The organism is Blastococcus sp. SYSU DS0552 (assembly GCF_054050815.1).
Window position 1 is genome coordinate 156,054 of sequence record NZ_JBJHAB010000006.1, and the last position, 18,652, is coordinate 174,705.

Genomic DNA, 18,652 nt, shown 5'->3' on the forward strand with positions numbered 1-18,652 from the left:
TTTCGCAGGTCAGTCGTATGGATTGGTGAGGACGGTGCGGGCCTGCAGGACGTCGAAGGTGACCGGTGGTCCGTCGGTGGTGGTGGTGCCGGGGACGTCGGCTTCGGCGCTGCCGTCGACCGTGAAGGTGGCGCCCCAGGTGACGGTGAGGTGGGCGGTGTAGGTGCCGGGGCGGTAGCTGTGCTCGATGGTGTGGTCGGGGTAAGGGGCGCCGGGATCGGTGGTGGTGATCTGGCCGGTGGAGGGGTCGCCGGTGTGCCAGGTGAACTGCTCGGCGGTGGCTTCGATGCCGACGGTGAAGCCGCGGATGTCGACGGTGAAGGTCTGGGTCGTGGGGGAGTCGGTGTAGAAGATGACCGGCAGTCCGGTGAGGCCGTCACCGGGTGGCTGGTGCTGGGTCGTCAGCTGCGGAAGCGGCAGTCGCTCGAAGTAGGAGAACACCTCGGCCGGCGACGGCGGCGGATTCAGCGGCGTGATGTCGATGCACCCCTGACGAACATCACTCCAAGTCCCCACGGGCGTGCCTGGCGTCAGACCCTCGACTACGTCGATGACTGCGGTGCCGTCCGGGCGGACGACTGGACGCTGCTGGACCACCAAGTACTGAATGACCCGGCCCGGCTCCTGTGGGCACTGGCGAAAGTCCATGGAGGAGCAGGCGCCCTCCCGCTCGTCGGCAAGCGCACACAAATGCCGCAGGCGCCAGACGTAGTCGACTGCCTCGTCGGGGGTTCGTGCGGCCAGCTGCGTGACGCCAGCGCCGTCGTACCCGAGCCCGACTGCGCCGCCCCCCAAGTGAGTCTCGGGACAACGGTCATAGCCACAAGCGATCGCGGCGGGTCCTGGCGACATGATCAGCAGTGCTGCGAGTGCGGCGCCCAATGCCAATCGAGCGAGCAGGCGGCTCATCCGAGGTCGAACCCCGTCACAAGCCACGATTCCATGCCGGTCGACCAAACCAAGGTGATTCCCGAACTCAATCCGTCCGCCGCTTCCAGCCCTGCGTCGACCGGTGCGCCCGATGAATCCAGGCGCTGGACCTTGTCCTGCCGGGCGAGGAAGCTGATGGTGACGTTCTCCCCATCGAAGTGTGGAGTGGCAGCCGCGCCGATAGTGACCGCTCCTCCGACATACCGGTTTCCCGCTGCGGCAGCCTCGTCGTAGTTCTGCGCAATCCTTTGACAGTTTTGGCAATCAGGCCCGAGGTCGCGCAGTGGCTGGCCATCCGGAATGTCCCGCTGGCGGTTGAGCAGATCTACCCAGTAGCGCAGGAAGGCCTCGGCCCCGGCCGCGTCCTTGGTGCGTGCTTCGTCGGGGACGGGGAAGTCAGCTGGCCCAAGTGGCGGGAGCGTTTCCGTCGTCGGAGCGGCCTCCGTAGTCGGCAGGGTGGCGCTCGCTTCCTGCTTCTCCGCGCACCCGGTGAGCAGCAACGATCCGGCCACGAGGCAGCCGATCGTCGTCCGGACCAGGCCCCCACGGAGATCACGCACAGCGGGAGACTACGCAGAGTCCGGCTGTATCCGGTTCCGTAACTGTGGACAGCCGCCATGTGCCGCCGGATCGGGTGACCGCCCCCGCGCACGAGACGTGGCTCACCGGCGCACAATCCGGAGCCGACGAGCACCGCAGACTGGGGGACGCATGAGCACGGACAGCGCCGCGACGGGCAAGCAGCCCTTCGACACCAGCGGCATCGAGCTCGGCGCGGACGGCATCCGCCGCTACACCGGGCTCCCCGTCAACCTCGTCCGCGTGCTGCTGGCCCAGGCGACCACGCGCGCGGACAGCACCGCCATCGTCGAGCTCGGCGGCGGCGAGCTCACCTACGGCCAGCTGTGGGAGCGGGCCATGCGCGTCGCGGGCGGCCTCCGCGACGCCGGCGTCACCCCCGGCGACCGGGTCGCCGTCCAGCTGCCCAACGGCACCGACTGGGTGCTCGCCTTCTGGGGCGCGCACCTCGCCGGCGCCGTCGTCGTCCCGATGAACACCCGCCTCGCGCCGGCCGAGGCCGACTTCATCCTCGCCGATTGCGGCGCCGCCTACGTCGTCCGCCCCGGGCAGCCGCTGCCCGACGGGGAGCCAGGGGAGATCCCCGACCCGCAGCACACCGACGTCGCCGCGCTCTTCTACACCAGTGGCACGACGGGCCGCCCCAAGGGCGCGATGACCACCTACGAGAACTTCCTGTCCACCATCGAGTCGGTCATCCGCTGCCGGGAGCTCAGCCGCGACCCCGCGGTGCGGCACGCGACCCTCATCTCGGTGCCGCTGTTCCACGTCACCGGCTGCAACTCCCAGTTCCTCACCCAGATCGCCCTGGGTGGCACCTCGGTGCTGATGCCCCGCTTCGAGCCGGGCGCCTTCCTCGCCGCCATCCCCGAGCACGGCATCACGCTCATCACCAGCGTCCCGACCATCTACGAGCTGGTGCTGCGCCACCCGGCCCTGGCGACGACGGACGTCTCCACCGTCCGCACGCTCAGCTACGGCGGTGCGCCGATCGCCCCGGAGCTGGTGCACCGGCTGCGGCAGGCCTTCCCCGACGCCCGCCTCGGCAACGGGTTCGGCCTCAGCGAGACCTCCGCGCTGGCCACCTTCCTCCCGCACGAGTACGCCGAGACCCATGCCGACGCCGTCGGGTTCCCCACGCCGGTGAACGAGGTCCGCCTCGACCGGCCCGACCCGACGACCGGGGTGGGCGAGCTGCTGGTGCGCGGCGCGAACGTCGTCGCCGGGTACTGGGGTGACCCGGTGCGGACGGCGGAGACCTTCGTCGACGGCTGGTTGCACACCGGCGACCTCGCCACGATCACCGACGGCATCGTGCGCATCGTCGACCGCGCCAAGGACATGATCAACCGCGGCGGCGAGAACGTGTACAGCGTCGAGGTGGAGAACGCCCTCGCCGAGCACCCCGACGTCCTCGAGGTCGCCGTCGTCGGCGTCCCGGACCCGGTGATGGGGGAGAAGGTGGGCGCCGTCGTCCTGCCGAAGGCGGGTGTGGACGCCGGGCAGCTGGTGACGTCGCTGAACGACTTCGCCCGCCAGCGGCTCGCCGACTTCAAGTGCCCGCAGTTCGTGCGGCTCATCGACGGCGCACTGCCGCGCAACGCCGGGGGGAAGGTGCTGAAGGGCCCGCTGCGCGAGGCGGAGGGCTGGGTCGCCGTCCCGCGGTAGCGCTACCTTGCCGGGGACCGCGTCCCCGGCAACAGGAGCCCCCGTGCGCATCGGCATGCCCATCTCCTACAGCGGCGGGTTCGACGAGACCGCCGCCGTCATCGCCGAGTACGAGGCGGTGGGCCTCGACACCGTGTTCGTCGCGGAGGCCTACTCCTTCGACGCCGTCAGCCAGCTCGGCTACCTGGCGGCGCGGACGACGACGGTGGAGATCGCCTCCGGCATCCTCAACATCTACTCGCGCACGCCGGCGCTGCTGGCGATGACCGCCGCCGGCCTGGACTTCGTCTCCGGTGGCCGCTTCACCCTCGGGATCGGGGCGTCGGGCCCGCAGGTGGTCGAGGGCTTCCACGGCGTCCCCTACACCGCCCCGCTGGCCATGACCCGTGAGGTCGTCGACGTGTGCCGCGCGGTGTGGCGGCGGGAACGGCTCGAGCACCACGGCAGGCACGTCGACGTGCCGCTCACCCCCGAGCGCGGCGGCAGCGGGCTCGGCAAGCCGCTCAAGCTGATCAACGAGCCGGTCCGGCCGCGGATCCCGATGGTGCTGGCGGCTATCGGGCCGAAGAACGTCGCCCTGGCCGCCGAGCTGTTCGAGGGCTGGCAGCCGGCCTTCTTCCTGCCCGAGGGCAGCGCGACCGCGTTCGGCGACGCGCTCGCGCAGGGGACGGCGCGGCGCGACCCCGCGCTCGGTCCGCTGGGCATCGTCGTCGACACCCAGCTGCTCATCAGCGAGGACGCCGACGAGCAGGCCGCCGCGCTCGCCCGGGTCCGGGCACAGCTCGCGCTGTACGTGGGCGGCATGGGCGCCCGCGGCAAGAACTTCTACAACGACCTCGCCGTCCGCTACGGCTACGCCGACGAGGCGACGACGGTGCAGGACCTCTACCTGGCCGGGCGCAAGGACGAGGCCGCCGCCGCGCTCCCCGAGGCGTTCGTGCGCGGCGTCTCCCTCATCGGGCCTCGCGGCCACGTCGCCGAGCGGGTCGCCGCCTTCCGCGACGCCGGGGTGACGACGCTGAACGCAACGCCGCTGGCCGCCGAGCACGCCGACCGGCTGCGGGCGATCGAGACCCTGAAGGCGCTCGCGTGACGGCGCTGCCCCCGCACGAGGAGGAGTTCGTCGCGCTCACCGCCGAGTTCGTCGACCGGCGGGTGCGCCCGCGGGTGGCCGAGTTCGAGGCCGAGGACCGCTACCCGCACGACTTCGTCGAGGAGATGAAGGCGCTCGGCCTCTTCGGCCTGCTGGTGCCCGAGGAGCACGGGGGCAGCGGCGTCAGCACCGCCTGCTTCGCCCGCGTGACCGAGGAGCTGGCCCGCGGGTGGATGAGCCTGGCCGGCGCGATCGGCGGGCACTCGGTGATCTCGCACCTGCTGGCCACCGTCGGCACCGAGCAGCAGCGCGCCGGCTACCTGCCCCGCATGGCCACCGGCGGGGTCCGGGCCACGATGGCGCTCACCGAGCCCGGCGGCGGCAGCGACCTGCAGGCGATGCGCACGCACGCGGTCCGCACCGGCGACGGCTGGGAGATCACCGGCAGCAAGACCTGGATCTCCAACGCCCAGCACTCCCAGCTGATCGGCCTGCTCTGCCGCACCGACCGTGACGCCGTCCCGCCGCACACCGGCATGAGCGTGCTGCTCGTCGAACCCGGTGACGGCCTGCAGATCTCGGCGAAGATCCCCAAGCTCGGCTACCGCGGCATCGAGGCCTGCGAGCTGACGTTCGACGCCATGCGGGTGCCGGGCACCGCCGTCCTCGGTGGCGAACCCGGCCGCGGATGGGTGCAGATGATGCGCGGCCTGGAGGTCGGCCGCGTGCAGGTCGCCGCCCGGGCGGTCGGTGTCGCGCAGGCCGCGCTGGCCGCCGCCACCCGGTACGCGCAGGAGCGCGAGTCCTTCGGCGTCCCCATCTGGAAGCACCAGTCGGTCGGCAACCTGCTGGCCGACATGGCCACCAAGGTGCAGGCCGCCCGGCTGCTCACCGCCGACGCCGCCGAGAAGCTCGACGGCGGTGCGCGCGCGGACATGGAGGCCGGCATGGCCAAGCTGTTCGCCTCCGAGACGGCGATGCAGGTGGCGCTGGACGCCATGCGCGTGCACGGCGGCTACGGCTACTCCAAGGAGTTCGACGTCGAGCGCTACTTCCGCGATGCGCCGCTGATGATCCTCGGCGAGGGCACCAACGAGATCCAGCGCACCGTCATCGCCGCGCAGTGGATCGCCCGGCACCAGATCTAGGTCGCGTCTCCCACGTGGGTGGCACCCGTTGCCGAGTCCTGCACGGATGCGCGTGCGTGCGGAGCTGGGTGACACGCCGACGCGGAGCCGTCGCCTCAGCGGCCGTTCCTGCCCGGGCCGGCAGAATGAATAGAAACGAAGCGGTGCTGCGTCACTGGCCGCTCGGACCCGACCGGGCCATCCGTTCCCTGAGAGGACCCTGGTGCGCATCCGGAACCTCGCCCTGCTCACCGCTGCAGCGACCCTCCCGCTCGGCCTGACCGCGTGCGGGGGAGCGAGCCTGGCGGACTTCTGCGAGGAGTGGGCGACCCTCGACCAGCTCGGGGAGGCCGAGCCGGCCCAGGCCCAGGATGCCTTCGAGGAGCTGGCCGAGAGCGTGCCCGACGAGGCGGGGGCGGAGGTCGAGGACGCCGCCCGGTTCCTCGCCGACACCTACCCGCCCGAAGGCGATCTCCAGCGGGCCGTCGAGAACGGAAGCGTGACCCAGGAGGAGGCGGATCGGTTCCAGTCGTCCATCGAGACCGTCTCCGCCTACGCCGACGAGAACTGCGCGAGCTGAGCGCACGGCACGTCCCTGCCGCGTCACGACCCGGCCAGCCCCGGTCGCCGATCCGGATCCAGAGTGACCCCGATCTGCCGCTCCGGACATCAACGGCTGCGACGACCTCCCAGTTCGATCGGAGTGCCCACCGGCCCGAGGTCCCGCGCCGGGCGCCATCGTGCTCGAGAGGCATCCGCTAGGAGCCCCACGCCTCGACCAGCGGCAGCACGCTGCCCGAGGCCGCCACGTGCAGGCTCCAGGTTCCGGCCACGCCGTCGTCGTCCAGCACCGACCGGAGCCCCTCGGCCCAGGCGTCGTCCTCCGCGGTGACCACCGGGTCGCCCGCCCGGCACAGCGCCAGCGCCAGGTGGCCGCGACCGCCCAGCTGGTCGTCGACGACCGAGCCGTGCACCTCCCGCAACCCCATCAGCAGCCCGGGGTCGGGCAGGCGCGGCAGGTCGTCGACGGGCACGACCACCGGCAGCTGGCGGCCGTCGGTGCCGAACCAGGTCAGCCAGAGGCGGCGCCCGGCGAACTGCACCGGGTCGAGCACGGCCCGCCAGCGATCGGTGAGGTCGGCGGCCGAGTGGATCCGGGCGTCGGCGAGCGGGGACGTCGTCATGCCCGTCACCGTGGCAGGTCGTGGAGACCCCGGACCCGGTTGTCCACAGGTCAGCGGTGGCCGAGCCCCCCGGGGCCGTGGTCGGCCGGCACCCGATCGCCCGCCGGCGGCGGGCCGGGGGGGGTGCCGTCGCCCCACGGGCGGTCGCTGAGCTGGTCGCGGTTGTGCTGCATCAGCCAGCCGGAGGTGTCGGGGCCCTGCGGGATGATCTGCGTCGGGTTGATGTCGGCGTGGACGACGTAGTAGTGCTCCTTGATCTGCGGGAAGTCGATCGTGTCGCCGAACCCGGGCAGCTGGAACAGGTCGCGCGCGTACGCCCACAGCACCGGCATCTCCGACAGCTTCTGCCGGTTGCACTTGAAGTGGCCGTGGTAGACGGTGTCGAACCGCGCCAGGGTGGTGAACAGCCGGACGTCGGCTTCCGTGATCTGCCCGCCCATCAGGAAGCGCCGGTGCTCCAGCCGGTCGCTGAGCCAGTCCAGCGCGGTGAACAGCCGGTCGTAGGCCTTGTCGTAGGCGCGCTGCGACCCGGAGAAGCCGCACCGGTACACGCCGTTGTTGACCTCGGTGTAGACCCGCTCCATCACCTCGTTCATCTCGTCCCGCAGGTGCTCGGGGTAGAGGTCGGGGGCGCCGTCCCGGTGGTGGGCGGTCCACTCGGTGGAGAAGTCGAGGGTGATCTGCGGGAAGTTGTTGGTGACGACGGCCTTGCTGGGCACGTCGACGATCGCCGGCACCGTGATGCCCTTGGGGTATTCCGGGTCGCGGGCGAAGTAGGCCTGCTGGAGCCGTTCGTAGCCCAGCACCGGGTCCACGCCGCCGGGGTCGAGGTCGAAGGTCCAGCTGCGCTCGTCGTGCGTCGGCCCGCACAGCCCCATGGAGATGGCCGACTCCAGGCCCAGGAGCCGCCGCACGATGATCGCCCGGTTCGCCCACGGGCAGGCGCGCGCCGCGACCAGCCGGTAGCGACCGGCCTCGACCGGCCAGCCGTCCCGGCCGTCGGCGGTGATCCGGTCGGAGATGTACTTCTCGTCCCGCGTGTACTCCGGCTCGACGTATCCGGACCCTCTGGTGTCTGCACTCACTGCTCAAGCGTTCCCGATGCCGGCGGGACTCACACCCGTGGGGTCATTGCGTTCGGATGACGAGCAGGTCTACCTTGCACCTTCCGCGCGCTGCGCGAGTTGAGGCGCGCGCTCACCCCGACCGGCACGCTCGTCATCGTCGGCTCGGAGGTCGGCGGCCCGATGGCGGGCCTCGACCGGCCGATCCGGGCGATGCTGGTGAACCCCTTCATCCGGCAGCGTCTGCTGAGCTACCTGTCCATGCCGAACCAGGAGGATTTGCAGACGCTCACCGACCACCTCGCCGCCAGGATGCTGCGCGCACCGGTCGACCGGACCTTCCCGCTGGCTGACGCAGGCGCGGCGATCCGGTACATGCGGGACGGCCGAGCCAAGGGCAAGGTCGTGCTCACCGTCTGAACCGGGAGCCGTTCCCCCGCGCCCGGCTGCGGGCCACGGTCAGAGCTTGCTGGTCGTCGCCTCGTCCTCGGCTCCGCCGAAGTAGTGGTCCAGCACCTCCCGGAACACCGGCTGGTCGGGGGCGGCGTGCGCGAAGAGCGTCATCGACGACCGCAGCTTCTGGGCATCCACCGGGCCGAGGACCGCGTCGGGGTCCGCGGTGTCCAGTGCGGTGAGCACCCGGGCGCACTCGACCAGCCGGCGCCCCAGCACGGGGTGCGCCAGGTACGCCCGGGCCTCGTCGACGCCGGAGAGCGCGAAGCGCTGCGCCATGCCGCTGCGGCCCAGCCCCGCGATCTGCGGGAAGACGAACCACATCCAGTGGGTGCGCTTCGCGCCGGCGCGCAGCTCGGCCAGCGCCTGGTCGTAGGTCTGGGCCTGGGCGTCGAGGAAACGGCGGAGGTCGAAGGGGTCGCTCACCGGCCCAGCCTGCCGCACCCGATGAGTTCCCGGCGCCCGGGGCGTCTGCACCGCATGGAGACGACGACCGTGGACCTGGGACCGACCACCGCGGAGCTGGCGCGGGTGGTCGCCGGCGTCCGGGACGACCAGCTGCAGGATCCGACGCCGTGCGCGGGCATGCCGGTGGCCGGCCTGCTCGACCACCTGCTCGGCCTCGCCCTGGCGTTCCGGCTCGCGGCGGAGCGGACGCCGCCCGAGGGTGGCCCGAAGGCGGACGCCGCCGACCTGGCGTCCGACTGGCGCACGCTGCTGCCGGCGCGGCTCGAGGCGCTCGCCGCCGCGTGGCGGCGGCCCGGCGCACGCGACGGCGAGGCCGAGGTGGCCGGGGTGTGGATGCCCGCGGCCGCCATGGCGCTGGTCGCCCTCGACGAGGTGCTCGTGCACGGCTGGGACCTCGCCGTCGCCACCGGGCAGCCCTACCGCCCGGACCCGGCGGCCGTCGAGGCGTGCCTGGAGTTCGTCGGCGACCGCAGCGATCCCACCGACGAGCCCGACGGCCTCTTCGGGCCGGTGGTGCCGGTGCCCGATGACGCCCCCGCCCTGGACCGGCTGCTCGGCCGGACCGGCCGGGATCCGCGGTGGACGGCGCCCGGCGCGGCCTGACCTGGCTTCATGTCGAAGCCGTGTCATCTCCCGTGCGGGGCGCGTGGGCGCGGCGTCACCGGGCACCGGAGCGGCAGGCTCGACGAACCAGAGGGGGACCCATGCGCAGGACTTCGAGGATGCTCGCCGGTGCGGTGCTCGCCGCCGGACTGGGGTTGACCGGCTGCGGCGGGGACGACCAGGCGGACCCGGGGACGGGCGTCCCGGACGTGTTCCAGGAAGAGGAGGTCGGCAGCCCCGACCCGGTCGACGGTGGCGAGGAGGACGCCGACGGGATCGACCGCGGGACCGGTGGCATCGACGAGGACGACAACACCGGGACCGACGACGGCACCGGCGAGGAGGATCCCGGCAGCGTCGACGGGGAGGACGGCACCCCCAGCACCGAGGAGGGCGAGGCCAACAGCTGACGCTCCGGTCGACTGGGAGCTCGCTCACGTCGTGACCGTCCCGTCACAGTCCCCGGCCTGCCGATAAGAACAGGTGGGTAGCGGTCTTCTCACGACCCCCGCTGCCCGGGGGGCACTGCATGAGCGAGCGACGACGGCGCATCGGCGACGGGCTGGCCGTCCTGGCCGGCGCGCGGCCGGATGTGCTGGCCGCCGCGCCCGGGGCCCGGCCGAAGTTCGTGGCGCTGGGCGGCGTCCTGCTCAGCACGGGGGCGCTCGCCGCGGTCTCCGCGGCGTTCGCCGTCGCCATGGCGCTGGGTGTCTGGTGGCCGCTGGCGGTGCTGGTCGGGCTGGGCTGGGGTGCGGTCGTGGTCAACCTCGACCGGATGCTGCTGGTCGGGATGGCGCACGACGCCTCCCTCAAGCGCAACGTCGCGATGGCCGTGCCCCGCGTCGGGCTGGCGCTGGTGCTCGGCGTCGTCGTGGCGACGCCGCTGACCCTGCAGGTGTTCCACAAGGAGATCGACGCCGAGATCGTGGCGATGCAGGCCGAGGCCGCCGACGCCCACCGCCTGGCGCTGGAGTCCGACAGCCGCTTCGCCGGGCTACCTGCGCTGCGCGAGCGCATCGCCGCGCAGGAGGCGGTCGTCGCCAGCGGGGGAGCGGCCGACCCCGGGCTGGCGGTGGTGCGCGCCGGAGTCACGGAGAAGCAGGCCGCCTACGACCGGGCGGTGGCCCTGCAGCGCGACCTGGACGCCAAGGCGCAGTGCGAGCTGGACGGCACCTGCGGCACCGGCGACGCCGGTACCGGGGAGGCCTACCTGCAGGCGCGGGCCGCCGCCGACGCGCAGACCGCCGTCGTCACCTCCGCTCGCGCGGAGCTCGACGCCGCCGTCGCCGCGGTCGGCGCCGCCGAGGGGCGCAGCGCCTCGCTGGCGTCGTCGTCCCTGGACGGCGACCGCGCCGAGCTGACCCGGCTGACCGCGGAGCTGGACCGGCTGCAGGCCGCGTTCGACACGCAGAACGAGGGCTCCGGCGGCATCCTGCTGCGCCTGCAGGCCCTCGACCGGCTCGGCGACCGGAACGGCACCCTGGCGGCCGCGCAGTTCATGCTCTCGCTGCTGTTCATGTGCGTCGAGGTGCTGCCCGTCCTCATGAAGCTGCTGCTGAACTTCAGCCCGCCGACCGCCTACGACCGGCTGGTGCAGCTGCGCGACTCCGGCGACGTCGAGCTCGAGGAGATGGCGCAGGAGTCCCGACGCACGGTGGCCGCGGCCAAGGAGGAGCTCCTGGTGCTGGCCGAGCGCGAGCGGGTGGACCGGCAGAAGGAGGCGATCCTGGCCCGCCGCCGGGCGGCGCTGGCCGAGGTCGCCGCCCGCACCGAGGGCGCCCGCAGCGAGGGGGTGCGCACCGCACAGCCGGTGGCCGAGGAGCCGGCGGAGGCGCCACGGCAGATGTGGGACACCGGCCCGATCCGCGAGCTCGCCGCTCGCACCGTCCGCTCGGTGCGCCGCCGCCCGGTCGACCGGACGCCGACCACCGTCTGACCACCCAGCGCCCCGGACCTCGCCGCGAGGTCCGGGGCGCTGCGCGTCCGCTGGCAGTTCACTGTGGATCGCCGCCCGCGCCGCCGTTCCGCCGCGCGGCTGTGGCAGGGTTCCCCGCGTCAGCCGAGCGGGCCGCCGCCCCGGCTCCCCGCGTGCCCGCGCGCCGCGGACCCGATGACACCCGCACCCCGATGAAGGACGTTCCGCCATGAGCACCGACCACCCGAACCCGACCGGCGCCACGGCGGGCGCGGGCCGGCCCGATCCCGCGACCGTGCCGCCCCTGCCGGCCGCCGCCGGGCCCACCGACGGCGTGGGCACCGGCGTCCTCCCCGGCGGGGTCGTGCCCGGTGCCGGCGTCCCCGGCGGTGCGGCGCCCGCGCCGGACGGGCAGCCGGAGCCGTCCGGCAAGCCCGGCTGGGCGAGCCGCAACCGCGGCCTGCTGACCGCCGCGCTGATCGCCGTCGTGGTGGCCGCGATCGCCATCGCCGGTCTCATCCTCTGGCGGGGCGGGGTCGACGACGACAACGCCGCCACCGAGGCCGCGGTCACCCGCGCGCTCGCCGAGCAGGGCGGGCAGGTGGAGACCATCGAGTGCGACGGCGACACCTGCGCGGCGATCATCGGCGGCCAGGCCTACACCGTGCTGGTCCAGCAGGACGAGGACGGCGAGCAGCACTTCGGGGTCGCCGCCTACACCGGCGACTGACCCCCGCACCGCCGCGAGCCCCGCACCTGCCGCAGGTGCGGGGCTCGCGCCGTCACGGGGTCCGGGCGCCCATCCGGCGGGCGAGCAGGGCCGGCACCACCTCGGCGCCCGCGGCAGCCAGGACGGCCGCGCCGAGCACCACCGCCCACGAGAGCGGGTCCAGCGGGGTGCAGCCGAAGAACAGGTTGATGCCGGGGGTCTGCACGATCGCCAGCAGGGCGGCCAGCGAGCCGGCGACGGTGACCAGCACGAGCGGGCTGCGCCGGCCCGACCACGCGGTCTGCGCCAGCTGGGTGGTGATCAGGGCCGCGAGCCCCATCGTGCTCGCCCGACCGGGGAAGACCGGGGTCACCCGGCCGACCGTCCAGGCGGCCGTGGCGCCGGCCGCCGTCGCCGCGCCCCGCACGACGACCATGCGGCGCACCGCCGCGGTGAAGCCGCGGTGCGGGCCGGCCCGCAGCACCGGTGCGAGCGGGTGCCCCGCGAACGGGCCGTCGTCGTCGCCCACGGGCACCTGCCGCGGAGCCGCCACCGCCACGGCGAGCGCCGGGAACATGTCGGTGAGCAGGTTGACCAGCAGCAGCTGGCGGGTGTTCACCGGTGCGCGGCCCCCGACCGCGGTGCCGAGCACGGTGAACGCGACCTCGCCGGCGTTGCCACCGACCAGCACCGACACCGCGTCGCGCACGCGGGACCACATGGCCCGGCCCTCGGCGATCGCGTCGACCAGGCGGGTGAGGTCGAGGTCGGTGAGCACCAGGTCGGCGGCGGTGCGGGCGGCCGGTGACTCCGCGCCCTCGACGCCGACGCCGACGTCGGCCAGCCGGATCGCGGCGGCGTCGTTCACCCCGTCGCCGGTCATCGCCAGGGTCGCCCCGGCGCGGCGCAGGGCGGCCACCAGGGTGACCTTCTGCTCGGGGGAGAGCCGCGCGAAGACCGCGGTCTCCGCGACGAGCCGCGCCCGCTCGGCGTCCGTGGCCCGGGCGAGCTGCGCGCCGGTGACCACCCGGTCGGCGTCGGGCACGCCGGCCTGCGCGGCGATGGCGCTCGCCGTCTCGGGGTGGTCGCCGGTGGCCACCACCACACGCACGCCGGCGGCCCGCAGCTGCTCGACGGCGCGCACCGAGGACTCCCGCAGCGTGTCCGACAGCCCGACCAGCCCGCGCAGGGTGAGCCCGGTGGCCGCCTCGTCCAGGTCGTCGGGCGTGCCGTCGACGGCGCGGTCGGCGACGGCGAGCACCCGCAGCCCCTCGCCGGCCAGCTGCCGGACGCGGTCGCGCAGCTCGGTGGCATCGGCGCAGCGGCGCAGGACGGTCTCCGGGGCGCCCTTCACGACGAGCCGGCCGTCGCGGACGGCGGCGGAGAAGCCGCGGCCGGCGGCGAAGCCCAGGCAGGCGTCGGGCGGGGAGTCCCAGGCGTCGCCCGCCGCGTCCAGCACGGCGCGGTCCGTCTCGTGGGACAGGTCGTCGCCGTTGCCCATGCCCGCGGCGGCCAGCCGGAGCAGCTCCTCCTCGCTGCCGCCGTCCAGGGGGACCAGCCGGGTGACGCGCAGCCGGTTCTCGGTGAGCGTGCCGGTCTTGTCGAAGCAGACGGTGTCGACCCGGCCGAGCGCCTCGAGCACCCGGGCGCTGCGCACCACCGCGCCGCGCCCGGAGAGCCGCCGGGCCGCGGCCTGCTGGGCGACGGTGGCCACCAGCGGCAGCCCCTCGGGCACCGCGGCGACCGCGATCGCCAGCCCGGCGGCGACCGACTCGCGCAGCGGGCGGCCCCACAGCACGCCGAGCAGGGTGACCGCCCCGCCACCGGCGAGGGTGAGCGGGAGGACGGCGCGGGTGAGCTCGGCCAGCCGCGCCTGCACGCCCGCCGGTGGCGCCGCACCGCCCGCGGCGCGGGCGGCCCGCCCGGCCTGCGTGGCCGCGCCGACGGCGACGACCACGGCGCGGCCCCGCCCCGCGACCACCGTGGTGCCGTCGAAGAGCATGCAGGTGCGGTCGGCGAGGTCGGCCCCCGGCGTCGCGGGCACCGACTTGGCGACCGACAGGGACTCCCCGGTCAGGCTCGACTCGTCGACCTCCAGGTCCTCGGCGTCCAGCAGCCGGGCGTCGGCGCCGACGACGTCGCCGGGTTCCACGAGCACGACGTCGCCCAGGCGCAGCGCGCTCGCGGGCACCTCCTCGGACCCGCCGTCGGTCTCCCGCCGGGCGCAGCGCGCCTGCTCGAGCAGCAGCGCCTCCAGGGCGCTCTCGGCGCGCATCCGCTGCAGCCCGCTCACGACGGCGTTGATGGCGGTGACGCTGCCGACCAGCACCGCGTCGGTGATCTCGCCGAGCACCGCGGTCGCCGCGGCCCCGGTGGCCAGGATCGGGGTGAGCGGGTCGGCGAGCTCCGCGGCGACGGTGCGGCCGAACCGGGCCGGGACCCGGACGGCGGGGAGCGCGGCCGCCCGCCGCGCGGCCGCGGGCAGCCGGCCGGGCCGGTGCTCGGGCCCGGCCGGGACGTCGGCCAGCCGGCGCAGGACGTCGTCGGGGTCGAGCGCGTGCCAGGGGGTGTGCACGGTCGGGGCCGGCACCGGACGGCGGGCGGCGCGGACGGCGGCGCGGGTGCCGGCCACCATCGTGCTGAGCGTGGCGTACTTGCCCGGCGTCGTCGCCCGGCGCTGGCCGAGCCGCGGGCTGCCCACGGCGGCGAGCAGCCCGCCCAGGACGTTGCCGGTGAGCGCGGCGCCGGCCGACCGGCTGCTGGTGGCCTTGGCGTCGGGGACGGCGGCGACGACGCGGCAGGCGTCGGCGAGTCCGGGGTCGGTGACGAGGTCGGCGCCCCACGCCGGGGCGTGGCCGGCGAGCACCGGGGCGAGGCCGACGTCGGCGGCCATCAGCGCGGGCCCGTCGGTGGCCGACACCACCAGCACACCGTGGCCGTCCGCCTGCAGCGCGCGCACGGTGTCGACGAGCGAGCCGTCGTCGGCCATGTCGTCGGCCAGCCCGGTGACGTCGCGGGCGCCGACGTGCCGGGTGAGCACCAGCCGCAGCCCCGCGTCGGCGACGGTGGTGAGCAGCGCCTCGGCGTGCGGGTCGAGCTCGGCGGCGACCGTCACGGTGCCGACCCGCCGGCGGCCCTCGAGCAGCGAGCGCACCTCGCCCCCGGGTGCGTCGCCGGTGCGGCGCACCGGGCCGAGCCGGAGCCGGTCGTCGTCGGCGGCGCCGTCGTCGGTGAGCAGCCGGGTGGCGGCCGACCAGACGGCGGCGTCCTCCCACCGGTCGGTATCCGCGGTGGCCTCGACGACCACCGGTGGGCCGGTGCAGAGGGCGGCCGCGTCGATGACGACGGTGTCGACGCGATCGAGGCGGCGGTAGGCCGAGCCGTCGAGCGGGAGGACGCCCTGGCGGCACAGCAGCAGGTCGAGGGTGGCGGCGAAGGACTCCCGGCCGTGCACGGCGGCCTTGGGGGTGAGCGCCCGCAGCAGGTCGGCGGAGCGGCCGGGGCGGCGGGTGAGCGCGAGCAGGCCCAGCGCCGCGCCGAGCTCGGTGGGCCCGAGCCGGTCGCGGTAGGTCTCGATCGGCCCTCTCGGCAGCTCGCCGGGGCGCGGGCCGGGCGGGGGCTCGGGGGCGCGGTCGTCGTCGGGCTCGGGGCCGCACAGCTCCCGTTCGCGGCGGCGCCACACCTGCCGGCGGGCCCGCATCTCCAGGGTCCGCTGGACGGCGGCGGCGGCGTTGAGCGCCGGCACCGTGGGGCTCTGGGTGAGCGAGTGCAGCACCGCGCTGGTGCCCTCGAAGACGAGGTCGGTGCCCACCGGGCCGATGCGGTCGGCGAGGGCCTGCTTGAGCCACTGCTGGGTGTCGAGCAGCGCCATGACGAGGGTGGCGTGCCGGTGCACCGCGGGGACCGGCAGGTACTTCGCGGCGGTGGCGACGCCGAAGGCCACGGTGTCGACGGCGGCGGCGAGGACGGCGGCCAGCAAGGGCTCGACGTCGGCCGGGTGGTCGGGGCGCTGCGGGAAGACGCCGGTGCCGCCGCGGGCCTGCTCGATCTCGGTGACCACGCCGACGACGTCCTCGAGGCCGACCCGGCGGGCGTCGACGGCGACCAGCACCCGGCCGACGACGTCGTTCACCGTGGCCCACTCGACGCCCTCGAGCCGCTCCAGGTGGCGGCGCAGCGCGACCCGGGCGGCCGGGGCGTCGTCCTCGGTGGGTTCCTCGAGCTCGACCTGCAGGCGGTCGCGGTCGCCCCAGACCCGGCGCGTGTGCCGGGACGGCGCCGGCTCGAGCAGGCCCTTCGCGGCGTCGACCAGGTCGTGCAGGTGCCCGCTGGGCAGCGGGTCGGCGCCGGTGACCAGGGTGCCGACCGCGCGGGTGCCGGAGACGGCGGCGCCGTGGGCGAGGTGCAGCGACCCACTGACCCCCGCGCGGGCGAGCCGGGTGGTGGCCGACGCCGTCCCGCCCAGCAGACCGGCGCCCACGACCACCGGCGCGGCGGCCAGCGCGGCGGCGCCGGTGGCCGCGCGCGCGACCTGGTGGGCGGCCCGGCGGGCCGAGTCGAGGCGGCGGAGCAGAGTCATGGATCTCCCGTGATGACGGTCACGGGAAACGGTACGTGTCCAGCGGGTGAACCGCAGGGGGCGGTGCGCGGCGGATCAGCGGCGCAGCGTCACCCGCCGCTCCCGTCGTGGCCGGGCTGGGCCACATCCCGGCACAGGTGGGTGTGGAGGAAGCGGGTGATCGCGCCGGCCAGCGCCTTGCGGGACTTCGCCTGGCGGAAGACGTGCCCCTCGCCGGCGAGCTCGAGGTACTCGACGTCCCGATCCAGCTCGTGCAGGACCCGGACGATCTGGTGCGCCTCGCCGATCGGCACGTTGGTGTCGTGCTCGCCGTGCACGACGAGCAGGGGGACGTCGATGTTGCCGGCCGAGGACAGGGGGGAGATGTCCTCCAGCAGCGCCCGGTCACGCTCGGGATGCCCGTACTTGGTCACGGCGGCCGCGGCGATCCACGGCTCGCTGTCGCGGTAGAAGGTGACCAGGTCGGACATGCCGCAGACGTCCACCCCGGCGGAGAACACCCCGGGGGAGAAGGCCAGCGTCGCGAGGGTCAGGTAGCCGCCGTAGGAGCGGCCGGTGACCGCGAGCCGGCCGGGTTCGGCGATGCCGGCCTCCACGAGGTGCTCGGCGGCAGCGAGGACGTCGGCGAACGCGTCGTACCGGCCGTGCAGGTCGTCGGCGTGCACGAACTCGCGGCCGAAGCCTGCCGAGCCGCGGATGTTGAGCGCGAACACGCTCACGCCGGCGGCCGCCAGCGACTGGTGCTGCGGCGCGAAGGCGGGCCGCTCCTGGTCCTCGGGGCCGCCGTGCAGGTAGATCGCGACCGGACCGGGGCCGTTGAGCCGGCCCGGGGCGCGGTAGAGCCAGCCGCTCAACGGCAGGCCGTCGCGGCCGGTGAACCTCTCCAGGCTCGGGACGACGAGCCGGCGCCTGGGCAGTGGCGGCGCGGAGGTGACCCGTGTCCAGGCGTGGGTGGTGGTGTCCAGGTGCCACAGCTCCCGCGGGCGCGTGGGCCCCTGCACGCCGAGCACGACGCTGGAGCCGTCGCGGCTGAGCACCGGGTCGGCGGCCACCAGCCCGGGCAACCCGGAGATCGGTGTGCGCCCGCCCGTGGCGGTGTCCATCAGCTCCAGCTCGCTGCGCCCTGCGACGTTCCACACCAGGAGCAGCAGCCCGCCGGCGTCGTCGGCGTCGATGTCCTCCAGCTCGGCGTCCTCCCGGGCCGCGAGGGTCCGCGGCTCACCGCGCCAGCCGTTCGGCCCGAACGGCAGCCCGATGAGCTGCCGGCGGGGCAGGCCCACGTCCGAGGCGAGGTACACGTAGACCGGCCCGCTGTGGTCCTCCGGCGCCGGCCGGATCAGCGCCACGTCCGTGGAGCCGGTGGCCCCGTGGGGGAGTGCGCTGAAGTCCTCGTCGCTGAGCCGGTCGACGACGACGACGTACTGCTGCCCCCGCTCGCCGTCGCGGATGACGATGAACCGCTCCTCGAGGGAGACGTCGAGCACGTGGATCAGGTCGCCCTCGGCCAGCGGGTCGAGCCGGCCGGTGGCGGGGTCGGCGAGGTAGGCGCGGGTGGGGACGTCGGCCGCCATCCCGGGGAGGGTCACCACGACGCGGTGACCGCTACGGGTCCACGGGCCGAGCTCGGCGTGCTCGTCGGAGTTGCCGGCGATCCGGAGGGCGTCCGAGCCGTCGGGCCGGACCACCCACACCGCCGTCCGGACGCCACCGTCGGTGGCCACCTCGCACGCCAGCCAGCGGCTGTCGGCCGCCCACCGCACCGAGATGACCGGGTCGTCGGACAGCGGGACGTGCCGGGCCGGCGGCTGCTCGCCGTCGAGGACGACGTCCTGGAGCCACAGCTGCGGAGTGCCCGAGCGGTCGCTGATGAACGCGACCTGCCGGGCGTCCGGGGTCATGTTGGGGCCCCAGCTGCCCCAGGCGTCGACGAGATCCTCGGCGAGCGCCACGGCTTCCTCGACGTGGGGGGACACGCTCGCGCCGATCGTCACCGTGCGACGTCCTCCACCTTCTGCAGCCGATCTCCGGGGGACCAAGCTGCCACACGCGCCGCACCCCGTGGTGGTGCAGGTCCCGTCGGGCTCTCCGCAGCATGGCCTCCGCGGCGCCGGGAGGGAACGGCCCACGCCGCCCGCCGGCGGAATCGGCCAGGCTCCGCGTGCTCGGGACGCGGCACCGCCCCGGAGCCCGTGCGGACCCCGGGGCGGTGCGCGGCGGGTCAGCGGCGCAGCGTCGCAGTCGCTGCGACCAGCAGCTGGCCGGAGACGAGCGCCGGCCCGG

Annotated in this window: 16 protein-coding genes; 9 read left to right on the forward strand and 7 right to left on the reverse strand. The window is 74.8% G+C overall.

Annotated features, from left to right (window positions below; genetic code table 11):
- Nucleotides 1–9: 9 nt before the first annotated feature.
- Together ACI8AG_RS08185 and ACI8AG_RS08190 are read right to left on the reverse strand one after the other, a co-directional pair.
- On the reverse strand, nt 10–909 hold the full coding sequence (locus ACI8AG_RS08185) for a hypothetical protein (protein WP_456596623.1): 900 nt from the start codon (nt 907–909) through the stop codon (nt 10–12).
- Nucleotides 906–1,490 (reverse strand): DUF6318 family protein, encoded by a 585-nt coding sequence (locus ACI8AG_RS08190; protein ID WP_456596624.1) that lies wholly within the window; start codon nt 1,488–1,490, stop codon nt 906–908. Before ACI8AG_RS08190 ends, ACI8AG_RS08185 begins: the two co-directional genes overlap by 4 nt.
- 151 nt (nt 1,491–1,641) lie before the next feature.
- Here ACI8AG_RS08190 and ACI8AG_RS08195 point away from each other — a divergent pair, with 151 nt between their 5' ends.
- The 4 genes from ACI8AG_RS08195 to ACI8AG_RS08210 all read left to right on the forward strand — a co-directional run bounded on the left by ACI8AG_RS08195 (nt 1,642) and on the right by ACI8AG_RS08210 (nt 5,977).
- On the forward strand, nt 1,642–3,177 hold the full coding sequence (locus ACI8AG_RS08195; protein ID WP_456596625.1) for a class I adenylate-forming enzyme family protein: 1,536 nt from the start codon (nt 1,642–1,644) through the stop codon (nt 3,175–3,177).
- A gap of 43 nt (nt 3,178–3,220) precedes the next feature.
- A complete protein-coding gene (locus tag ACI8AG_RS08200) occupies nt 3,221–4,270 on the forward strand; it encodes an LLM class F420-dependent oxidoreductase (protein WP_456596626.1) in 1,050 nt (349 codons plus the stop codon).
- Nucleotides 4,267–5,418: an acyl-CoA dehydrogenase family protein gene (locus tag ACI8AG_RS08205; RefSeq protein ID WP_456596627.1), complete on the forward strand. Its 1,152-nt coding sequence runs from the start codon at nt 4,267–4,269 to the stop codon at nt 5,416–5,418. The genes ACI8AG_RS08200 and ACI8AG_RS08205 overlap by 4 nt, the downstream gene beginning before the upstream one ends.
- Nucleotides 5,419–5,620: 202 nt before the next feature.
- Nucleotides 5,621–5,977: a hypothetical protein gene (locus tag ACI8AG_RS08210; RefSeq protein WP_456596628.1), complete on the forward strand. Its 357-nt coding sequence runs from the start codon at nt 5,621–5,623 to the stop codon at nt 5,975–5,977.
- A 178-nt stretch (nt 5,978–6,155) separates the two neighbouring features.
- Here the strand turns inward: ACI8AG_RS08210 and ACI8AG_RS08215 are convergent, their stop codons facing one another.
- Nucleotides 6,156–6,581 (reverse strand): hypothetical protein, encoded by a 426-nt coding sequence (locus tag ACI8AG_RS08215; RefSeq protein WP_456596629.1) that lies wholly within the window; start codon nt 6,579–6,581, stop codon nt 6,156–6,158.
- 50 nt (nt 6,582–6,631) lie between these two features.
- Nucleotides 6,632–7,666 (reverse strand): glutathione S-transferase family protein, encoded by a 1,035-nt coding sequence (locus tag ACI8AG_RS08220; protein WP_456596630.1) that lies wholly within the window; start codon nt 7,664–7,666, stop codon nt 6,632–6,634.
- Nucleotides 7,667–7,765: 99 nt separating this feature from the next.
- On the opposite strand from ACI8AG_RS08220, the gene ACI8AG_RS08225 reads away from it, so the two are divergent.
- Nucleotides 7,766–8,065, forward strand: a complete 300-nt coding sequence (locus ACI8AG_RS08225; RefSeq protein WP_456596631.1) for a zinc-binding dehydrogenase — start codon at nt 7,766–7,768, stop codon at nt 8,063–8,065.
- 39 nt (nt 8,066–8,104) lie between these two features.
- Here ACI8AG_RS08225 and ACI8AG_RS08230 read toward each other — a convergent pair whose 3' ends face one another.
- Nucleotides 8,105–8,524: a DUF1810 domain-containing protein gene (locus tag ACI8AG_RS08230; protein ID WP_456596632.1), complete on the reverse strand. Its 420-nt coding sequence runs from the start codon at nt 8,522–8,524 to the stop codon at nt 8,105–8,107.
- A 69-nt stretch (nt 8,525–8,593) separates the two neighbouring features.
- On the opposite strand from ACI8AG_RS08230, the gene ACI8AG_RS08235 reads away from it, so the two are divergent.
- The 4 genes from ACI8AG_RS08235 to ACI8AG_RS08250 all read left to right on the forward strand — a co-directional run bounded on the left by ACI8AG_RS08235 (nt 8,594) and on the right by ACI8AG_RS08250 (nt 11,814).
- Nucleotides 8,594–9,169 carry a TIGR03086 family metal-binding protein gene (locus tag ACI8AG_RS08235; protein ID WP_456596633.1) on the forward strand — a complete coding sequence of 192 codons (576 nt, stop codon included), beginning with the start codon at nt 8,594–8,596 and terminating at the stop codon, nt 9,167–9,169.
- Between the two features lie 119 nt (nt 9,170–9,288).
- Entirely contained in the window at nt 9,289–9,579 is a 291-nt protein-coding gene (locus ACI8AG_RS08240) for a hypothetical protein (RefSeq protein ID WP_456596634.1), read from the forward strand.
- A 119-nt stretch (nt 9,580–9,698) separates the two neighbouring features.
- On the forward strand, nt 9,699–11,105 hold the full coding sequence (locus ACI8AG_RS08245) for a DUF4407 domain-containing protein (RefSeq protein ID WP_456596635.1): 1,407 nt from the start codon (nt 9,699–9,701) through the stop codon (nt 11,103–11,105).
- 208 nt (nt 11,106–11,313) lie between these two features.
- Nucleotides 11,314–11,814 carry a hypothetical protein gene (locus ACI8AG_RS08250; RefSeq protein ID WP_456596636.1) on the forward strand — a complete coding sequence of 167 codons (501 nt, stop codon included), beginning with the start codon at nt 11,314–11,316 and terminating at the stop codon, nt 11,812–11,814.
- A 52-nt stretch (nt 11,815–11,866) separates the two neighbouring features.
- Here ACI8AG_RS08250 and ACI8AG_RS08255 read toward each other — a convergent pair whose 3' ends face one another.
- Nucleotides 11,867–16,372, reverse strand: a complete 4,506-nt coding sequence (locus tag ACI8AG_RS08255) for an HAD-IC family P-type ATPase (protein ID WP_456596637.1) — start codon at nt 16,370–16,372, stop codon at nt 11,867–11,869.
- A gap of 89 nt (nt 16,373–16,461) precedes the next feature.
- A complete protein-coding gene (locus tag ACI8AG_RS08260; RefSeq protein WP_456596638.1) occupies nt 16,462–18,363 on the reverse strand; it encodes a S9 family peptidase in 1,902 nt (633 codons plus the stop codon).
- Between the last annotated feature and the right edge of the window lie 289 nt (nt 18,364–18,652).